The sequence below is a fragment of the Mycobacterium shunyiense genome (genome assembly GCF_058270035.1).
Map to the genome: position 1 here is coordinate 103325 of NZ_JBZDPT010000007.1, position 18646 is coordinate 121970.

Below are 18646 nucleotides of genomic sequence, written 5' to 3' on the forward strand. Positions count from 1 at the left end.
CCCGGGGACCGCTGCGGCGATTCGGCCAACTACCTGGCCGAAATCGTTCACTCGGTGGCGGTATCGCCGTTGTCCGGCGGTTCCTCCGGGGACTTGCAGCAATGCTGCAGCCACACCGCCGCGACGATCAGCGCCACGGCACTGACCGCGGCCACCACCGCGCCGGGAGTGTCCTCGCCGGCCACCCTCAGATCGCCGCGCCGCGGCAACAGGTACACCAGCACCCCGATCCACCAGCCCGCCACGATGGCACCGACCCAGGCCGAGGCCTTGGCGATGACAACGGACCGGGCGACGGTGAGCGGGTGCAACCGGCCCGCCCCGACCCCGATCTGTCCGTCGTTGATCCTGGCCCGCACATAGAACGCCCAGCCCGCCTCGGCGATAGCGACCGCCAGTAGGGAGAGCCCGGTCCAGATCGTGAGCGGCGGGAACCACCGGTAGAGCACTCCGACCAGCACGTAACCGACGATGGCGACGACCGCCACCGCGCCGGCCAGGTCGCGCTTGCGGGTCGGACCCATCAGTCGGCCGCCGGTTCGGTGTGAAAGTCCAGCGCCAGATCGGTGGGCCTGACCCCGGCGCGTTCGGCGGGGTCGATCTCCTCGAGCAGGTGTGCGACCCGCCGGGACCGGCCGACGACGGTCAACGTGGCATCCGGATCCACCGCCAGCCACGGGATCAGGACAAAGGCGCGCAGGTGAGCCAGCGGGTGCGGCAACGTCAGGTCCTCGTCGCGGGACAGCACCTCCACGTCACCGTCATGGCAGGTGACCAGGTCCACGTCGAGGGTGCGCGGACCCCACTTCTGTTCCCGGACCCGGTCGGCCTCGTCCTCGAGCCGCTGGCCGCGCCGCAGCCAGTCGTGGCAATCGAGGCCCGGGTCATCGGCGAGCAGTACCGCATTCAGGAAGGGACTCTGTTCGACTCCGCCCCAGGCGTCGGTCTCGAACACCGGCGACACGGCGCGAACGGCGTTCCCCAGTCCGTCGACCACTGACTGCAATCGGGCCAGCCGGTCGCCGATGTTCGACCCGATCGAAAGGACGGTGGATGTCATTGGGTAGCCCCACGGCGCGACCGGCGGGCCACCACCGCCACATCGTCGAAGGTCAGCGGAATCGGGGCACTCGGCTTGTGCACGACAACCTCGACCGCGTGCAGACGCTCGTCGGCCATGACGGCGTCGGCGATCTCGGCCGAGACCGTCTCGATCAGGTTCCGCGGCGGGCCCGCGACGATGTCGGCGGCCAGCTGGGCCAGCGCGCCGTAATCGAGCGTGTCGGCGAGATCGTCGGTGGCCGCCGCCCGGCGCAGGTCCACCCATGCCGTGATGTCGACGACGAACTCCTGACCGTCGCGGCGTTCATGGTCGAACACACCGTGGTTGCCGCGAACCCGTAAGCCGCGCAACTCAATCCGATCAGCCAACCTGACCTCCAGATTCCCAGGCTTCCAGTACGGCGAGCGCGTCGACGGAAGCCACCACATCGTGCACCCGAACACCCCAGGCTCCGTGCTGGGCCGCCAGCAACGAGATCGCCGCGGTGGCGGTCTCCCTACCGTCCGGTGGCCGCAGGGTTCCGTCCGGTCCGGACAGTAGGGCGCCGAGGAAGCGTTTGCGTGACGCACCGACCAAGACGGGGATCCCGGTCGCGATGAATTCGGGCAAGGCATGCAACAGGGCCCAATTGTGCTGCGCGGTCTTGGCGAATCCCAGCCCAGGGTCGATGATCAACCGCTCCGGGGCAACGCCCGCCGCGACCGCGGCGTCGACCGCGGACAGCAGTTCGGCCCGAACCTCGGCCACCACATCTCCGTAGGCCGGAGCACGGTGCGGCTGCTCGGCACCGACCGAACGCCAGTGCATCAGGATCCACGGCACCTTCGCCTCGGCGAGCAGTGGCGCCATGTTCGGGTCGGCCAGGCCGCCGGACACGTCGTTCACGATGTGCGCGCCGTGTTCCAGCGCCACCCTCGCCACATCGGCGTGCATGGTGTCGATGCTGACCGTGATGCCTTGGGAGGCAAGCGCTTCGATCACGGGGGCCACCCTGGACGCCTCCACCGCAGGGTCGATGCGCACCGCACCGGGCCGGGTCGATTCCCCACCTACGTCGATGATCGCCGCCCCGGCCGCGGCCAGCGCCAGTCCGTGTTCGACCGCGCGGTCGCGGTCGATGAACCTGCCACCGTCGGAGAAAGAATCGTCGGTGACATTCACCACCCCCATGACCTGCACGCGCTGCCCGCGAAGGTCCATCGGCTCGGGTGGGTTCACTTCCGAAGGATCAGTTCCAGCGCCTCGGCCCGAGAAGCCTTGTCGGTCTTGAACTGTCCCCGTACCGCCGACGTGGTGGTGACCGCGCCCGGCTTGCGCACCCCGCGCATGGCCATGCAGAGGTGCTCGGCCTCGATCACCACGATGGCTCCGCGCGGATCGAGCTTGCGCATCAGCGCATCGGCGATCTGAGCGGTCAGGCGCTCCTGCACCTGCGGACGCTTGGAGTACAGGTCGACCAGACGCGCGATCTTCGACAGTCCGGTCACCCGGCCGTCCACCCCGGGGATGTACCCGACGTGTGCCACCCCGTGGAACGACACCAGGTGATGCTCACACGTGGAGTACAGCGGGATCTGCTTGACCAGCACGAGCTCGTCGTGCTCCTCGTCGAAGGTGGTGTTGAGCACCGCGTCCGGGTCGGTGTAAAGCCCGGCCATCAGCTCTTTGTACGCACGCGCCACGCGGGCCGGGGTATCCAGCAGACCCTGACGATCCGGGTCCTCACCGATGGCGATCAGCAGCTCACGTACAGCCGCCTCGGCGCGCGGTTGATCGAACACCCGCGTCGCCGTATCGGTGTTGTTGTGATGCTCGCGCAACGACTGCGACATCGAAGCCTCCGTTCTCGGATCAGCCGTGGGCCGGCGGGTTGGACCGGTCGGCCCGCTCATGACCGCCATCCTGACCCGCCTCCTCGTTGGGAGCAGGCTGGCCGGGATGAGGATAAGGCTGATACGGGTACGGATGGGGCTGCTGCCATCCCGACGGATGCGGCGGCGGGTACCAGTAGCCCGGCTGTTGCTGTTGTTGCTGCGGCGGCTGGTATCCAGGCTGCGACGGCGGGGGCGGCCAGCCAGGGGCGTGCCAGCCGGCTGGTGCACCGTAATCGGGTTGCGTGGAACCGTTCTGGTTCGCGCCGTTCGGCGGGGCACCGTTGGCCCCGGCGCCGTTGGTCTCCTTGGCCCGCTCGGCCTCACGGGTGGCGGCGATGGCCGCCTTGAACGCAGGCTCGGGCACCGGTGGTGGCCACGGCTCGCCGCGCTCGATGGCGATCTCACCCGGGGTCTTGATCGGCGGCTTGTCCGACGGCACCCGGCCACCGAAGTCGTCGAACATGGTCAGCCGGGGGCGCTTCTTCACGTCGCCGAAGATGGCCTCGAGCTCGGCGCGGTGCAGTGTCTCCTTCTCCAGGAGTTCGCCGGCCAACGTGTCGAGCACGTCGCGGTACTCGGTGAGGATCTCCCACGCCTCGGTGTGCGCGGCCTCGATGAGCTTGCGCACCTCGTCGTCGATGTCGCGGGCCACCTCGTGACCGAAGTCAGCCTGGGTGCCCATGGTGCGGCCCAGGAACGGGTCTCCGTGCTCGGTGCCGTAGCGCACCGCGCCCAGCTTGGAGCTCATGCCGTACTCGGTGACCATCGCGCGGGCGATCTTGGTGGCCTGCTCGATATCCGACACCGCACCCGTGGTGGGCTCGCGGAAGACGAGTTCCTCGGCGGCGCGACCACCCATGGCGAACACCAGGCGGGCGATCATCTCCGAGCGGGTCATCAGACCCTTGTCGTCCTCGGGCACCGCGACGGCGTGGCCGCCGGTGCGTCCGCGGGCCAGGATGGTGACCTTGTAGATCGGCTCGATGTCGGGCATCGCCCACGCGGCCAGGGTGTGCCCGCCCTCGTGGTAGGCCGTGATCTTCTTTTCCTGCTCGCTGATGATGCGGCCCTTGCGGCGCGGGCCGCCCACGACGCGGTCCACGGCTTCTTCCAGCGCCGCACTGGTGATGACGGTGCCGTTCTCGCGGGCGGTCAGCAGCGCGGACTCGTTGATCACGTTGGCCAGATCCGCGCCGGACATGCCGACGGTCCGCTTGGCCAGCCCGTCCAGGTCGGCGTCGGGGGCGATCGGCTTGCCCGCCGAGTGCACCTTGAGCACCGCGCGACGGCCGGCCAGGTCGGGGTTGGACACCGGGATCTGGCGGTCGAACCGGCCCGGGCGCAGCAGGGCCGGGTCCAGGATGTCGGGCCGGTTGGTGGCCGCGATCAGGATGACGCCCTGGCGGTCGCCGAAGCCGTCCATCTCGACCAGCAACTGGTTCAGCGTCTGCTCACGCTCGTCGTGGCCGCCGCCCATGCCTGCGCCGCGCTGGCGGCCGACGGCGTCGATCTCGTCGACGAAGATGATGCACGGGCTGTTGGCCTTGGCCTGCTCGAACATGTCGCGGACGCGGGAGGCGCCGACGCCGACGAACATCTCGACGAAGTCCGAACCGGAGATCGTGAAGAACGGCACCCCGGCCTCGCCGGCGACGGCGCGGGCCAGCAGGGTCTTACCGGTTCCGGGCGGACCGTAGAGCAGCACGCCCTTGGGGATCTTGGCGCCCAGCGCCTGATAGCGAGACGGGTTCTGCAGGAAGTCTTTGATCTCGTAGAGCTCTTCGACCGCTTCGTCGACACCGGCGACGTCGGCGAACGTGGTCTTGGGCATGTCCTTGCCGAGTTGCTTGGCCTTCGACTTGCCGAAGCCGAAGCCCATCCGGCCGCCGCCGCCCTGCATCCGGGAGAACATCACGAACAGGCCGACCAGCAACAGCAGCGGCAGCATGTAGATCAGCATCGAGCCGAGGAAGCTGCCCTGGTTGACGGTGGTGCCGAACTTGACGTTCTTGGCATCGAGTTGGTCGACGAGCTTCACCGCATAGCCGGTCGGGTACTTCGTGATGACCTTGTCGCTGTTCTCGGTCTCTTCTTTGCCGCTCTTCAGGTCGAGCCGCAGCTGTTGCTCGCGATCGTCGATCTGGGCGTTCTTGACGTTGTCGGCACCGATCTGGGCCACCGCCACCGAGGTGTCGACGGGTTTGTAGCCACGGGTGTCGTCGCTGAAATAGAAAAACGACCAGCCCAGCAACAGCACGACCGCGATCACGGTCAGCGTACGGATCACATTTTTGCGGTTCATCGATCACTCAGCCGAGTTCGGCCCGGTCCTTCCAACGTGCGCAGTTGAGACATTCAAGGCTACCGCTAGACCAACGTCCGGCAGTTCCCGACGGTATCTAGCCGACGGCGGACCACTGTGCTTGGGTGAGATCGTGCTCACACCGACCGAGCGGTTAGTCGATACCAATGGCGTGACGTTGAAGGTGACCGAGGCGGGTGAACGCGGAAATCCGGTGGTGGTGCTGGCCCACGGATTTCCCGAACTGGCCTATTCGTGGCGCCATCAGATCCCGGTGCTGGCGGCGGCCGGCTATCACGTTCTGGCCCCCGACCAGCGCGGTTACGGTGGCTCGTCCCGGCCCGACGAGATCGACGCCTACAACATCACCGAGCTGACCGCCGACATCGCGGGGTTGCTGGATGATGTCGGCGCCGAGCAGGCAGTGCTGATCGGCCATGACTGGGGCTCGCCCGTCGCCACCAATTTTCCGTTGTTCTTCCCGGACCGGGTCACCGCGGTGGCCGCACTGAGTGTGCCCCCGGTCCCGCGGGCTCCGGCTCCGCCGACGCAGATCTGGCGCAAGATCGTCGGCGACAACTACTTCTACATCCTGCACTTCCAGGAGCCCGGGGTGGCGGACGAGCAGCTCGGTGCCGACCCGCGGCACTCACTGCGTCGCTCGCTGGCGATGCAAGGTATCGGCGAACCGCTCGAAACCCTGGCCGACCAGCCCCTGCCCCCGCTGCCGGACTGGATAAGTCCGGACGAGTTCGAGCATTACGTGCAGGCCTACACCGAGACCGGCTTCACCGGGCCACTGAACTGGTACCGCAACTTCGACCGGAACTGGGAGCTGACCGAGACCACGCCCGCGTCGACCATCACCGTGCCGACCCTGTTCCTGGCCGGCACCGCCGATCCGGTGTTGAGCTTCACCCCGCGCGACCGCGTGCGGGACGTGGTGACCGGCGACTATCGCGAGGTGTTGATCGACGGTGCCGGGCACTGGCTGCAGCAGGAACGGAGCGACGAGGTGAACGAGATACTGCTCGATTTCCTGGGAGGTCTCAAGTGAGCCCGCTGAACTTCGGCGTCTTCATCACGCCGTTTCACCCAGTCGGCCAATCCCCCACCACCGCACTGCAATACGACATGGACCGGGTCGAGGCGCTGGACCGGCTCGGCTATGACGAGGCCTGGTTCGGCGAACATCATTCCGGCGGTTACGAACTCATCGCCTGCCCCGAGGTGTTCATCGCCGCCGCGGCCGAGCGGACCAAGCACATCCGCCTGGGCACCGGCGTGGTCTCACTGCCGTATCACCACCCGCTCATGGTGGCCGACCGTTGGGTGTTGCTCGACCACCTCACCCGCGGCCGGGTGATGTTCGGAACCGGACCGGGTGCGCTGCCGTCGGATGCCTACATGATGGGCATCGACCCGGTGGATCAGCGGCCGATGATGCAGGAATCCCTGGAGGCGATCCTGGCGTTGTTCCGCGCCGCGCCCGACGAGCGGATCGACCGCAAGACCGACTGGTTCACCCTGCGGGACGCCGCGCTGCACATCCGTCCCTACACCTGGCCGTATCCCGAGATCTCCACCGCGGCAATGGTTTCCCCGTCCGGACCACGACTGGCCGGCGCCTTGGGCACGTCACTGCTGTCCTTGTCGATGTCGGTACCCGGCGGCTACGCGGCCATCGAGACCACCTGGGACACGGTGCGCGATCAGGCCGCCAAATCTGGTCGGCCCGAGCCGGACCGGGCCGACTGGCGGGTGCTCGGCATCATCCATCTCGCCAATACCCGCGAGCAGGCCATCGAGGACTGCACATACGGCCTGCAGGATTTCGCCAACTACTTCGGCGCAGCCGGTTTCGTGCCGCTGTCCGAGAAAGTCGAGGGAACGCGCTCCCCATACGAGTTCGTGGAAAACTATGCGGCAGGCGGCAATTGCTGCATCGGCACCACGGCCGACGCGATCGCCTACATCCAGGACCTGCTGGACCGTTCCGGCGGGTTCGGCACCCTCTTGCTCCTCGGCCACGACTGGGCACCGCCGGCGGCGACGTTCCACTCCTACGAACTGTTCGCCCGCGAGGTGATCCCGCACTTCAAAGGCCAACTCACGGCGGCACGGGCGTCGCATGACTGGGCCAAGGGCATGCGGGATCAACTGCTGGGCCGCGCCGGGCAGGCGATCGTCAACGCGATCACCGAACACACTTCCGAAAGCAACGAGGAGAAGAACTGATGCGCGCCGCGGTCCTGCGTGACGGGCGGATGATCGTCCGCGACGACGTACCCGATCCGGTGCCCGGCCCGGGGCAGGTACTGGTCGAGGTGAAGGCCTGCGGGATCTGCGGATCCGACCTGCATTTCGCCACCCACGGCGCCGACATGCTGGCTGCGAGCGCCGACCTGGAGGGGATGCCCGACATGGACATCGACCTGGCCGGCGATGTCTACATGGGCCACGAGTTCAGTGCCGAGATCCTCGACGCGGGCCCGGGAGCCGACGCCCCTGCCAGCGGGACGCTGGTGACCTCGGTGCCGGTGCTGATCTCTGCTGCCGGGATCTCACCGATCGTGTACAGCAACACCACCGTCGGCGGCTATGCCGAGAAGATGCTGCTGTCGGCGCCTCTGCTGCTGCCAGTGCCCAACGGTCTGAGCGCCGCGCACGCCGCGCTCACCGAACCGATGGCGGTCGGCCTGCATGCGGTCAACGCGTCACGCATCGAACCGGGCGAGGCGGCACTCGTCGTCGGCTGCGGCCCCGTCGGCATCGCGATCATCGCCGCCTTGAAACTCCGGGGCGTGGAAACCATTGTGGCGTCTGACTTCTCCCCCGGCCGGCGCGAACTCGCCGCCACCATGGGCGCCCACACCACGCTGGATCCGGCCGCGGATTCACCGTTTCATCAGTGCCGGCCCGCAGTGGTGTTCGAGGCGGTCGGCGCCCCCGGAATCATCGACGACGTGCTGCGTCGCGCACCCGCGGGCGTCCGGTTGGTGGTGGCCGGGGTCTGCATGCAGCCCGACACCGTGCACCCCTTCTACGCGATCACCAAACAGATCAACATCCAGTTCGTGTTCGGCTACGACCCGGCCGAGTTCGCGAACTCGCTGCGCGCCATCGCCGAGGGCGAGATCGACGTCGCACCGATGATCACCGGGACCGTCGGCCTCGACGGCGTCGCAACCGCATTCGACGAACTCGCCTCGCCGGAGCGGCACTGCAAAGTCCTGGTGACGCCGTGATGTCCCGGTAGGGTTCGGTCATGCCGATCGCCGGGAATGCGAAATTACGGGTCCTCGGCGTTGCCGCGGCGGGATTGATCGCCGTCAGCGCCAGCGCGTGCGATACGACCTCAGGCCCCGCCGGGGGCGCGCCGGACGGCGCCAGGCAGGTGACCGTCGTCGGATCCGGTCAGGTGCAGGGCGTTCCGGACACCCTGACGGCCGACGTGGCGATGGAGTTCACCGCCCCGGACGTGTCGGGCGCGCTCAACCAGTCCAGCCAACGCCAGCAGGCCGTGATCGACGCGCTGGTCGGATCGGGCATCGACCGCAAGGACATCAGCACCACTCAGGTCAGCGTGCAGCCGCAGTTCACCGACAGCAAGATCTCGGGTTACCAGGCCAGCAATGCGATCAAGGTCAAGATCCGCGACACCGCCAAGGCTTCGCAGACCTTGGCTTTGATCGCCGGCACCGGCGGCGACGCCACCCGCATCAACTCGGTCGACTACTCGATCGAGGACGACTCGGATCTCGTGCGCGACGCCCGCGCCCGGGCATTCGACGACGCCAAGAACCGCGCCGATCAGTACGCCGGGTTGTCCGGAATGCACCTCGGCAAGGTGATCTCGATATCCGAGCAGTCCGGCGGCTCCACCCCGCCCACGCCCACTCCGATGCCGCGCGCGGCGATGGAAGCGGTTCCGCTGGAACCCGGTCAGCAGACGGTGAACTTCTCGGTGACGGTGATCTGGGAGCTGACCTAGTTCCCGCCGAAACGGCATTCCAGCAGCGAAAGTGCGAGTAGGAGCCTGCTGGAATGCCGTTTCGGCGCAAAGGAGCTCAGCCCGCCGGCGCGATGTCGACCGGAATCCCGTTGAGCACCGCAGTGCCCGACAGCGGATCGAGATGGGTGCCGTCGTTGAGCTGATTGACGTTGGCCCCGGGATGACTGGCCGCGAGCCGCTGCCCGGTGCCACTGCGGTCGTGGCCCCAGCCGTGCGGTAGCGAGACCACGCCGCGCCGCATGCCGTCGTCCACCTCGATCGGGGCCAGCAGCTCACCGCCAGGGCCCTTGATCACGGCGATGTCGGTGAGCCCCAGATCGGCCGCGTCGTCGGGGTGGATCTGCAGCGTGCACCGGTTGGAGCCACCCGACAGCGCCGGGAGGTTGTGCATCCAGCTGTTGTTGGACCGCAGGTGGCGTCGGCCGATCAGCAGGAAACCGCCGGCGGAGCGGGCGAGGGCGTCGCGCAGGCGGGCCACGTCGGTGACGATCGGTTCGGGCGCGAGTTCGATCCGCCCACTTGGGGTTCGGAGGATCTCGGAAATCCGCGGTCGCAGCGGCCCCAGGTCGATGCCGTGTGGGTTGGCCTTCAACCGCTCCATGGTGAGCCCGTCGGGCTTGGCGCCGAAGGCGTCGCCGTATGGCCCGATCCGCAGCATCATGTCCAGGCGCCGTTCGTAGCCGGGCCCCTCGTACAGCATGGCGGTGAGCTCGGCGACATCGCGCCCCGCCACGGGCGAATCGGGGTTGGCGACCTCTTTCGCCAGGGTCGTCGCGATCACCTGGGCGTCGACGAGGGCGGGATCACCGTCGGCGCCGATGCCGTAGAGGATGAGGGCGAGCCGAGACAAGATCTCGGGCTCGTCCGGCCGTCCGTCGAGCGGCAGTGCCGGCGATGAGTACCGCACGTTGTTGCGTACCGCGAGATTGTTCAGCGCGACGTCGAAGTGGGCGCTCTGCGACGGCGGAGGCGGCGGCAGGATCACGTCGGCATGGCGCGTGGTCTCGTTGAGGTAGGGGTCGACGCTCAGCATGAAGTCGACGCTGTCGAGGGCCTTGTCGAGGCGGTCGCCGTCCGGCGCGGACAGCACCGGGTTGCCTGCGATGGTGATCATCGCCTTGATCTGGCCCTCGCCCGCGGTGTCGATCTCCTCGGCGAGTGCGGCGGCGGGCAGTTCGGAGAGCGCCTCGGGATAGCCCGAGACCCGACTGGCCCACCGCCCGGTCCGGAAACCGCGGCCCGGTTTCGGTGGCCGCGGCGCGGGGGCGGCGGCCCCGAGCGCGAACATCGCGCCGCCGGGGCGGTCGAGGTTGCCGGTGAGGATGTTGATGACGTCGACGAGCCAGCTGCCGATGGTCCCGAACTCGACCGTCGACGTGCCGATCCGGCCGTAGACGGCCGCGGTCGGCGCCGCCGCGAGTTCCCGGGCCAGATCCCGGATCTCCTCGGCGCCCACACCGCAGGCTGTCTCCACGGCCTCGGGCGAGAACTCGTCGGCCAGCGCGCGGACCTCCTCGATGCCGGTGACGTGCTCGGCGAGTCGACCGAGATCGACGAGATCCTCCTCGAACAGCACGTGCGCGACCGCGAACAGCAGCGCCGCATCGGTGCCGGGCCGCGGGGCGAGATGCCGGTCGGCGAGTTTGGCCGTCTGGGTGCGGGCGGGGTCGATGACGACGAGCTTGCCGCCGCGCTTGCGCAGGGCCCGCAGCTTGCCGGGGAAATCGGCCGCGGTGGCCAGGCTGCCGTTGGACACCATCGGATTCGCGCCGATGATCACGAGGTAGTCCGTGCGGTCGAGATCGGGCACGGTGAACGCGACCGGGCTGCCGAACATCAGACCGAGTGCGACGTGCTTGGGCATCTGATCCAGCGTGCTGGCGCTGAACACCTGCCGGGTGCCGAGGCCCTTGATGATCAGCGGCGCGTACAGGCTGCCGGCGACGGTATGCGCGTTCGGATTGCCCAGGTAAACCCCGACCGAGGTGCCGCCGTGCTCGGCGATCACGGCGCCGAGGCGCTCGGTGATGACGGCGTAGGCCTCGTCCCAGGTGGCCTCGGTCAGGACGCCGTCACGGCGGACCAGCGGGTGAGTCAACCGGTCCGGGTCGTTGTCGAGTTCGCCGAAGCTGGCGCCTTTCGGGCAGATGAATCCCGCGCTGAACACGTCGTCGCGGTCACCGCGGGCACCGGTCACGCGGCCGTCGGAGATCGTGAGCGTGAGGCCACAGGTGGCCTCGCAGAAGGGGCAGATCCGAAGCGCCGTGCAGGTATCAGCCATGCACCGAATTCTGCGCTGCAGCCCGGCCTTTTGTAAGCCTCCGGCTTAGTGCGCTTCGTACACCTTCGGTTCGAGAGTGCCGATGTAGGGCAGGTCGCGGTAGCGCTCGGCGAAGTCCAGACCGTAGCCGACGACGAACTCGTTGGGGATGTCGAAGCCGACGTAGGCGACGTCGAGTTCGGTCTTGACGGCCTCGGGCTTGCGCAGCAGCGTGCACACCCGCAGCGAGCGCGGGTGACGGGTCGCGAGGTTGCGGAGCAACCAGGACAGGGTCAGACCTGAGTCGATGATGTCCTCGACGATCAGCACGTCGCGGTCGTTGATGTCACGGTCGAGATCCTTGAGGATCCGGACGACGCCGGAGGACGAGGTCGACGATCCGTACGAGCTGACCGCCATGAACTCCAGCTGCGTCGGCAGCGGGATGGTCCGGGCCAGATCGGTGACGAACATGACCGCGCCCTTGAGCACCGTGACCAACAGCAGGTCGTCGTTGCCCAAATTGTCGCGGTATTGCTCGGCGATCATCTCGGCGAGTTCGACGGTGCGCGTCCGGATCTGCTCCTCGGACAACAGCACCGATTTGATGTCTCCCGCATACAGCTCGGCAGAGTCGACAGCCACTGCAACAGCGTGCCACGTGAAGGGGCCGCATTCCAACGCGGATCGCTAGACGGGTTCGGTGTGCATCACCAGCACGCCGGCCCGCCGCGCCGCGAACAACCGCTGTTTGCGCAGCCCGGAACCGACGGCCACCCCGCCCTGCCCACGCCAGGCCGCCACCAGTCGGTCCACCGCGCGGATCTGGGTGTCGGTCAGATCACACGCGCCACCGGCCAGCAACCAGGCCCGGATCACCCGGCGCCGGAGCGCGTCGGGCAACGCCGACAACCGGGCCGTGTCCAGACCGCCTGCCTCCGTTCGTGTCGCCGCCAGCGCGTCGCCGGCCAGCGCGTCGAGCGTCTCGGTGTCTTCCCGCAGCGCCGTGGCGGTGCGGGCCAGGGCTTCGGCCACTCCACCGCCGAGCACGTCCTCCAGCAGCGGCAGCGCCTCGTGCCGCAACCGCACCCGGGTGAACCGCCGGTCGGCATTGTGCGGGTCTTGCCACGGGGTGACGCCGAGTTCGTCGCACGCCGTACGGGTCAGTTCCCGCCGCACCCCCAGCAGCGGCCGGTGCCACGGCGGGTCGTGCGGGCGCATGCCGGCGATCGAGCGCGCTCCCGACCCGCGGCCGAGCCCGAGCAGCACCGTCTCGGCCTGATCGTCGAGCGTGTGCCCAAGGAGTACCGGTGCGCTGTCCCGCGCCGTTTCCAGGGCCGCATAGCGCGCCTGACGGGCAGCGGCCTCCGGGCCGCCGACACGGCCGACGTCGACCGAGAGCACCTGCGCCCCAACACAACCCAGTTTCAGCGCCTGTCGGCGGGCGGTGTCGGCGACAGCATCAGATCCGGCTTGCAACCGGTGGTCGACGATCAGCGCAGTGGTGGGCCGCAACTCCGCGGCCACCGCGGTCAGCGCCAGGGAATCCGAGCCTCCGGACAGTGCCACACACCAGCTCGCGCCGTCGATCCGCTCGCCGGCGGCGGCCACCGCCCGCCGCAGTGCGGCTACAGCACCCGATCGATCCATCGCTGCGGTTCGTCGATCTCGTCGGGCAGCGGCAGGGTGTCGGGGTTCGACCAGATCGTGTTGAACCGGGCCATCCCGACCGTCGTGACCACATGGTCGACGAAGGCCTTACCCCGCGTGTACTGGCTGATCTTGGCGTCAAAGCCCAAAAGCGCGCGCACGAGACGCTGCAGCGGCGGCTGCTTACGCTGCCTGCGTTCGTCGAAGCGACGCCGGATCGTCGAGACCGTGGGCACCACCGCCGGGCCGACGGCATCCATCACGTGATCGGCGTGCCCCTCCAGCAGCGTGCCCAGCACCAGCAGCTGATCCAGTGCCCGGCGCTGAGGCTCGGCCTGCACGGCACGCATGAGGCCCAGCACACCGGTCGAATTCGGGTCCGGCGCTTGACCATTGCGCTGGTTCCGGACAAACTCCGCGAGCCGTCCCACCATCTCGGTGACGTCCTCGCCGGCATCCTGGGTCAGCACCGCCAGGGCCTGTGACATGTGGTCGGCCAGCCAAGGGTTGGCGCGGAACTGGACCCGGTGGGTGACCTCGTGCAGGCACACCCACAACCGGAAATCGGCTGGGGTGACCCGTAACTGACGTTCCACCGCGATGACGTTCGGATACACCAGCAACAGCTCGCCGCCGTCGGGGCCGAACGGGTCGTACTGGCCCAGGATGCCCGAGGAGATGAATGCCAGCACCGCACCGGTCTGCGCCCCGGTCACCCGCCCGGTGATGAATCCCGGCTTGTGCTCGTCAGTTTCGTCGCCCGGTTGGATCCCGGTGGTCATCACCCGCATCGAACGGGTGGCCGCCCGGATCCACTCGGGACGGTCCACCACCCGGGCCTCGGGCACCTCCGCGCCCTCGATCAGACCCGTCACCTCGCGCACCGGCAGCTCGGCGGCCTTCGAACTCTCCGAGAGCTGCTCGATCACCTGGTTGCGGGTGTAGTCCGTGGCTGCCGGGGCCGGCCGGGCCAGCTTCGCCCCGACTGTCGCGGCGAAGTCCCAGTCGACCGCGCGGCCCGCGGTCACGGCGACCCGGTCGCTCACGTGCCACATCCGCACGACCGCAGCACGGCAGCCAGCTCGTCGATCGCGGTGCGTCCGGTGGGCCCGGCGTTGTTGGAGATCAGCGCGAACGTCAGCACCCGGCCGTTGTCGTCGGTGACGATGCCGGCCAGCGCGTTGGTCCCGGTCAGCGATCCGGTCTTGGCTCGCAGCCAGCCCGCGGCGTCACGGCCGGAAGCGGTGTCGAGGTAGCGGTTGGACAGCGTGCCGCTGCCCCCGGCGATGGGCAGCAGATCTACCAGCGGCCGCATGGCCGGTTCGGTGTTGCCCGCCGCGAGGTTGACCACCTCGTCGAGGATCCGGGCGGTCAGCCGGTCATCGGTCGACAGGCCGCTGGAATCGACCAGCTTGGCGGCCGACATGTCGATGCCAACGCCTTCGAGTTGGCTCGTCACCGCGTCGACACCACCGTCGAAACTCTGCGGCCGGTGCAGTTGTGCGGCGACCTCGCGGGCGATCGACTCGGCCATCACGTTGTCGGACTCGTTCATCATCTGGCGCAGGCGCTCGATCAGTGGCGCGGACTGCACCGCGGCGATCTGCCTGCCACCCGAGACCTCTGCGGGCAGCACCGTCACCGTCGCGGGGTCCACCCGCAGGGCGGTGGCCAGGGCCCGGCCCGCGTCGAGTGCCGGTGTGGTCGAACGCCTGGATTCCACCGTCGTCGGCTGGATGCGTCCGCCGTCGAGCATCACCGGCTCCATCGGTGCGATGTCACCGCCCTCGATGTCGGCGGGATCCCAGCCCGGTGCCATCGTCGGGCCGCTGTAGTCGCTGGTGTCCACCCGCACCGCGGTGACCGTGATCCCGCTGCCGCGCACCTGCTCGGCGAGGTCGCTGATGCGGGCCGCGCCCTTGTACCAGGTATCGGTGTCGTCCGGCGCCGCCGAGAGCGTGGTGTCCCCGCCGCCCTTGAGCACCACCAGACCGGGTTGCGAGTCGACGGCCAGTACCGTCGTGGCCAACCGGGCGTTGCGGTCCAGAGTGAGCAGCGCTGCGGCTGTGGTCAGCACCTTGTTGACCGACGCCGGCTGCATCGGCACCCCGGAATTCTGCTCCCACAGTTCGGCGCCGGTCTCGGCGTCGGTGATCCGGCCGGTCACCAGACCGAGATCGGGATTGGCCAGAGCCGGGGCCAGCGCGGCGGCCAGGCCGCTCACGGTCGGGCTCGGCGCCGACATGTCCACCGGGACGATCCCCGGGCTCGCAGTCGCAGGCGGAGGTGCAGGTGTGGCCGCCGCGGCATCACTGGAACGGTGCCCAGTGAGCACGGCAGCAAGCGCGACGACACCGGCGACCAGCATCAAGACCACGACGCCAACCGCCACATGGGTGGACTGCCGCCACCGAGTGGGCCGCATATTTCTCCTGCTCTGCCGGTGGTGGGGACGAGCCACCCGTTTAGGCCAGACTATCGCTCGATTAGGGTTGACCCGCGTCGTCGCCCGACGACCCAAGACTGACCGCAGATGCGAAGGAGCCACGACGGTGAAGTTCGACGTCGTCATCGAGATCCCGAAGGGTTCGCGCAACAAGTACGAGGTTGACCACGAGACCGGCCGGGTCAAGCTCGACCGCTACCTCTACACCGCATTCGGCTACCCCGCCGACTACGGGTTCTTCGAAGACACCCTCGGCGAGGACGGCGATCCGCTGGATGCGCTGGTGCTGCTGCCCGAGTCGGTGTTCCCCGGCTGCACCGTCGAGGCCCGCCCGGTCGCGATGTTCAAGATGACCGACGAGGCCGGCGGCGACGACAAGTTGCTGTGTGTGCCTGCCGGAGACCCGCGCTGGGACCACATCCAGGACCTCGGCGACGTGCCGCAGTTCGAACTCGACGCGATCAAGCACTTCTTCGTGCACTACAAGGACCTGGAGCCGGGCAAGTTCGTCAAGACCGCCGACTGGGTGGGCCGCGAAGAGGCCGAGGCCGAGTTGCAGCGTTCGGTCGAGCGGTTCAAGACCGAAGGTCACTGAGCAGCCCACTGATTTAGCCTCGCTGTAACACGGGGTAACCCCCCTGTGCTCTGCGCCGCTCATGCTTGACCAGGTGTTGATGCATCAGGGCCTGGGACTTGAGGCGTACAACGCGTTGCCGACGCGCCGTGCAGTGCACGCCGTGTACGAGTGCTGTTACAGCGTGGTGCTGGCGACCGATCTTGCCGGTGGGCGTCCGTTCGCCGACCATGCCGCACTGTTCCGGCAGGCCGATGCTCTGCTGTTCAGTCTCGGCGAGGATTCCATCGACCGGGTACTGCAGGCCTATCCACACATCGGGCGGCGTCCCCGCAGCCCGAAGTCGGTGTGCGAACAGTGCTCGGTGTGGGACGACGATCCCGCGGTGATGACACAGCTCAACGCCGAGGTCCAGCACTACGCCGAGCGGTTCGGGTTCGGCTTCGTGATGTTCGTCGAAGACGGAGCGGCCCCGGCCGCGACATCGGGCGCCGGCTGCGCGCACCGGGCCATGGCCGCGATCATCGACCGGCTGCACCATGACCGCGACACCGAACGCAAGGTGGTCCGCAACGAGTTGGCCCGCATCAACCGGGCCCGGCTGGAACGCATGCTCGGTCCCGAGGGCGGCTACTACAACTGGTAAACCGGGTCGATTTCACTGCCAGGCCTGCACCGACCGAGGACAGCCATGCCCTGCCCGACGGGGACCAGCGACAGGCATTTCTGGCCGAACACGCCGCCGAGATCACCAATCTGGACCGGTTTCTGGGGTCAGGGCAGCTGGTCACGCCCGTTCGGTGAATCGCGCCCGTGATGGGCTTGGTCCGGCGATGATGTCGCGATGGACGACCTCGTACACGGCCACTGCGATGCCCGCTTCTCTTCGATCCGCGATGCGTTGGCAGACGGGCTGGCCAGTGGAGAGGAGACCGGGGCGGCCATCGCGATCGACATCGACGGTGAACTCGTCGTCGACATGTGGGGCGGGTACGCCGACGCCGCCCGGACCCGCACGTGGGAGTCCGACACCATCGTCAACGTCTTCTCGTCCACCAAGACGGTGACCGCACTGTCCGGGCTCATGCTGATCGACCGTGGGCTGATCACCGCCGACACACCGGTGGCCGAGTACTGGCCGGAATTCGCCGCAAACGGCAAGCAGGACATCGAGTTTCGTCACCTGCTGACCCACAGCTCAGGTTTGGCCGGATGGGACCAGCCGTTCGCGATCGAGGACAGCTATGACTGGGAGAAGTCCACGGCCGCGCTGGCCGCGCAGGCACCGTGGTGGGAGCCGGGCACCGCGTCGGGATACCACGCGCTGACCCACGGCCACCTGATCGGCGAGGTGCTGCGCCGGGTGACCGGTAAGTCGCTCAAAGAGTTCGTCCGTGACGAGATCGCGGCACCGTTGGGCGCCGACTTCCAGATCGGCGCGCGTCCCGAAGACCATCACCGCGTCGCTGACATCATCGCGGCAGACGAACCCCTCGATATTCCGCTCGACCAGATATCGGAGATCGCGCTCAAGACGTTCGCGGGTACGCCGTCACCGGAGATCGCGAACACCGCGGACTGGCGCGCCGCCGACATCGGCGCGGGTAACGGACACGGCAACGCCCGGTCGCTGGCCCGGATCCTGTCGGCGATCTCGCTGGGCGGCACGGTCGAGGGGGTCAAGCTGCTCCGGCCCGAGACGGTCGAGTCGATCTTCGAGCTGCAACTCGAGAGCCCCGACCTGGTGCTGCTCGGCCACCCGCTGCGCTGGGGCCTCGGCTTCGGCCTGCCGCAGACACAGACCGTGCCCTATGTCCCGGACGGCAAGATCTGCTTCTGGGGCGGCTGGGGCGGTTCGTGGGAGACCTGCAATCCCGATCACCGCGCCACGTTCGCCTATGTGATGAACAGGATGGGTGCGGGCGTCGAAGGATCGCCCCGTACCGCGCGCTATCTCACCCTGTTCTACGAGGCCCTGGCATGAAGGTCCGACTACACCGTTAGTATTTGGCGACGCCTCCTTGGATGCCGTCGCCATGGATGCAAGAGATACGTCGGAGGTGACCAGATGACCAGCCAACCGGACCCGGCAGGCTGCTCGGTGGAGGAGAGCCGCGTCGGTGAGGTGACTGTGGTGGCAGTGGCCGGAACTGTCGACATGCTCACCGCACCCAAACTCGAAGAGGCGATCACCTCTGCCGCCAAGAGCTCACCCTCGGCCATCGTTGTCGACATGAGCGCCGTGGAATTCCTGGCATCGGCCGGGATGGGCGTGCTGGTGGCCGCCCGGGAACAGCTGGGCGACACCGCGCGGTTCTCGGTCGTCGCCGACGGACCGGCCACCAGCCGGCCGCTCAAACTGGTCGGAATCGCCGAGGTCGTCGATCTGTATGCGACGCTCGACGAGGCACTGGCCGCATTGAAGACATAACACCGGCCACAACGGGGTAGCCAGCAGGTCG

Annotated in this window: 19 protein-coding genes; 8 read left to right on the top strand and 11 right to left on the bottom strand. The window is 68.2% G+C overall.

The genetic code is table 11. From position 1 onward, the window contains the following. Positions 1–47 precede the first annotated feature (47 nt). From AC4ELS_RS06990 to ftsH, 6 genes are read right to left on the bottom strand one after another with little or no spacing between them, the layout of a single operon-like run. Positions 48–524, bottom strand: a complete 477-nt coding sequence (locus AC4ELS_RS06990; RefSeq protein ID WP_064883945.1) for a DUF3180 domain-containing protein — start codon at positions 522–524, stop codon at positions 48–50. Then, the gene (folK, locus tag AC4ELS_RS06995; RefSeq protein ID WP_064958137.1) at positions 524–1060 is read right to left on the bottom strand and encodes a 2-amino-4-hydroxy-6-hydroxymethyldihydropteridine diphosphokinase; all 537 of its coding nucleotides are present in this window, start codon (positions 1058–1060) and stop codon (positions 524–526) included. The genes AC4ELS_RS06990 and folK overlap by 1 nt, the downstream gene beginning before the upstream one ends. Then, complete coding sequence (gene folB / locus AC4ELS_RS07000; RefSeq protein WP_448445418.1) at positions 1057–1431, bottom strand: dihydroneopterin aldolase; 375 nt, start codon at positions 1429–1431, stop codon at positions 1057–1059. Before folB ends, folK begins: the two co-directional genes overlap by 4 nt. Further along, positions 1424–2263: a dihydropteroate synthase gene (gene folP, locus AC4ELS_RS07005; RefSeq protein WP_448445654.1), complete on the bottom strand. Its 840-nt coding sequence runs from the start codon at positions 2261–2263 to the stop codon at positions 1424–1426. Before folP ends, folB begins: the two co-directional genes overlap by 8 nt. A gap of 14 nt (positions 2264–2277) precedes the next feature. Then, complete coding sequence (gene folE, locus AC4ELS_RS07010; RefSeq protein WP_044520882.1) at positions 2278–2895, bottom strand: GTP cyclohydrolase I FolE; 618 nt, start codon at positions 2893–2895, stop codon at positions 2278–2280. A gap of 19 nt (positions 2896–2914) precedes the next feature. Then, positions 2915–5239, bottom strand: coding sequence for an ATP-dependent zinc metalloprotease FtsH (ftsH, locus tag AC4ELS_RS07015; protein ID WP_448445416.1), 2325 nt, complete (start codon positions 5237–5239; stop codon positions 2915–2917). 133 nt (positions 5240–5372) lie between these two features. On the opposite strand from ftsH, the gene AC4ELS_RS07020 reads away from it, so the two are divergent. Genes AC4ELS_RS07020 through AC4ELS_RS07035 form a run of 4 tightly spaced genes read left to right on the top strand, consistent with a single transcriptional unit; the run spans position 5373 to position 9233 of the window. After that, positions 5373–6296 carry an alpha/beta fold hydrolase gene (locus AC4ELS_RS07020; RefSeq protein ID WP_499046522.1) on the top strand — a complete coding sequence of 308 codons (924 nt, stop codon included), beginning with the start codon at positions 5373–5375 and terminating at the stop codon, positions 6294–6296. Continuing rightward, complete coding sequence (locus tag AC4ELS_RS07025) at positions 6293–7477, top strand: LLM class flavin-dependent oxidoreductase (protein ID WP_499046525.1); 1185 nt, start codon at positions 6293–6295, stop codon at positions 7475–7477. The genes AC4ELS_RS07020 and AC4ELS_RS07025 overlap by 4 nt, the downstream gene beginning before the upstream one ends. After that, positions 7477–8487 carry a zinc-binding dehydrogenase gene (locus AC4ELS_RS07030; protein ID WP_499046527.1) on the top strand — a complete coding sequence of 337 codons (1011 nt, stop codon included), beginning with the start codon at positions 7477–7479 and terminating at the stop codon, positions 8485–8487. Before AC4ELS_RS07025 ends, AC4ELS_RS07030 begins: the two co-directional genes overlap by 1 nt. Positions 8488–8507: 20 nt before the next feature. Next, the gene (locus AC4ELS_RS07035) at positions 8508–9233 is read left to right on the top strand and encodes an SIMPL domain-containing protein (RefSeq protein WP_064883956.1); all 726 of its coding nucleotides are present in this window, start codon (positions 8508–8510) and stop codon (positions 9231–9233) included. Positions 9234–9309: 76 nt separating this feature from the next. Here AC4ELS_RS07035 and AC4ELS_RS07040 read toward each other — a convergent pair whose 3' ends face one another. Genes AC4ELS_RS07040 through dacB form a run of 5 tightly spaced genes read right to left on the bottom strand, consistent with a single transcriptional unit; the run spans position 9310 to position 15589 of the window. Beyond that, positions 9310–11535, bottom strand: a complete 2226-nt coding sequence (locus AC4ELS_RS07040; RefSeq protein ID WP_499046530.1) for a molybdopterin oxidoreductase family protein — start codon at positions 11533–11535, stop codon at positions 9310–9312. Positions 11536–11580: 45 nt separating this feature from the next. After that, entirely contained in the window at positions 11581–12159 is a 579-nt protein-coding gene (gene hpt / locus AC4ELS_RS07045) for a hypoxanthine phosphoribosyltransferase (RefSeq protein ID WP_498887497.1), read from the bottom strand. A 45-nt stretch (positions 12160–12204) separates the two neighbouring features. Then, positions 12205–13164 (bottom strand): tRNA lysidine(34) synthetase TilS, encoded by a 960-nt coding sequence (gene tilS / locus AC4ELS_RS07050; protein WP_499046533.1) that lies wholly within the window; start codon positions 13162–13164, stop codon positions 12205–12207. Beyond that, positions 13143–14219, bottom strand: a complete 1077-nt coding sequence (locus tag AC4ELS_RS07055; protein ID WP_499046536.1) for an Rv3626c family coenzyme F420 biosynthesis-associated protein — start codon at positions 14217–14219, stop codon at positions 13143–13145. The genes tilS and AC4ELS_RS07055 overlap by 22 nt, the downstream gene beginning before the upstream one ends. Continuing rightward, positions 14207–15589, bottom strand: coding sequence for a D-alanyl-D-alanine carboxypeptidase/D-alanyl-D-alanine endopeptidase (gene dacB, locus AC4ELS_RS07060; RefSeq protein ID WP_064958146.1), 1383 nt, complete (start codon positions 15587–15589; stop codon positions 14207–14209). The genes AC4ELS_RS07055 and dacB overlap by 13 nt, the downstream gene beginning before the upstream one ends. A 127-nt stretch (positions 15590–15716) precedes the next feature. Here dacB and AC4ELS_RS07065 point away from each other — a divergent pair, with 127 nt between their 5' ends. The 4 genes from AC4ELS_RS07065 to AC4ELS_RS07080 all read left to right on the top strand — a co-directional run bounded on the left by AC4ELS_RS07065 (position 15717) and on the right by AC4ELS_RS07080 (position 18615). Then, entirely contained in the window at positions 15717–16205 is a 489-nt protein-coding gene (locus AC4ELS_RS07065; RefSeq protein ID WP_064883966.1) for an inorganic diphosphatase, read from the top strand. 79 nt (positions 16206–16284) lie between these two features. Beyond that, on the top strand, positions 16285–16830 hold the full coding sequence (locus AC4ELS_RS07070; protein ID WP_064884072.1) for a 2-oxo-4-hydroxy-4-carboxy-5-ureidoimidazoline decarboxylase: 546 nt from the start codon (positions 16285–16287) through the stop codon (positions 16828–16830). A gap of 198 nt (positions 16831–17028) precedes the next feature. Further along, positions 17029–18168, top strand: a complete 1140-nt coding sequence (locus AC4ELS_RS07075) for a serine hydrolase domain-containing protein (RefSeq protein WP_448445401.1) — start codon at positions 17029–17031, stop codon at positions 18166–18168. 84 nt (positions 18169–18252) lie between these two features. Continuing rightward, positions 18253–18615: an STAS domain-containing protein gene (locus tag AC4ELS_RS07080; protein ID WP_064958147.1), complete on the top strand. Its 363-nt coding sequence runs from the start codon at positions 18253–18255 to the stop codon at positions 18613–18615. Positions 18616–18646 lie beyond the last annotated feature (31 nt).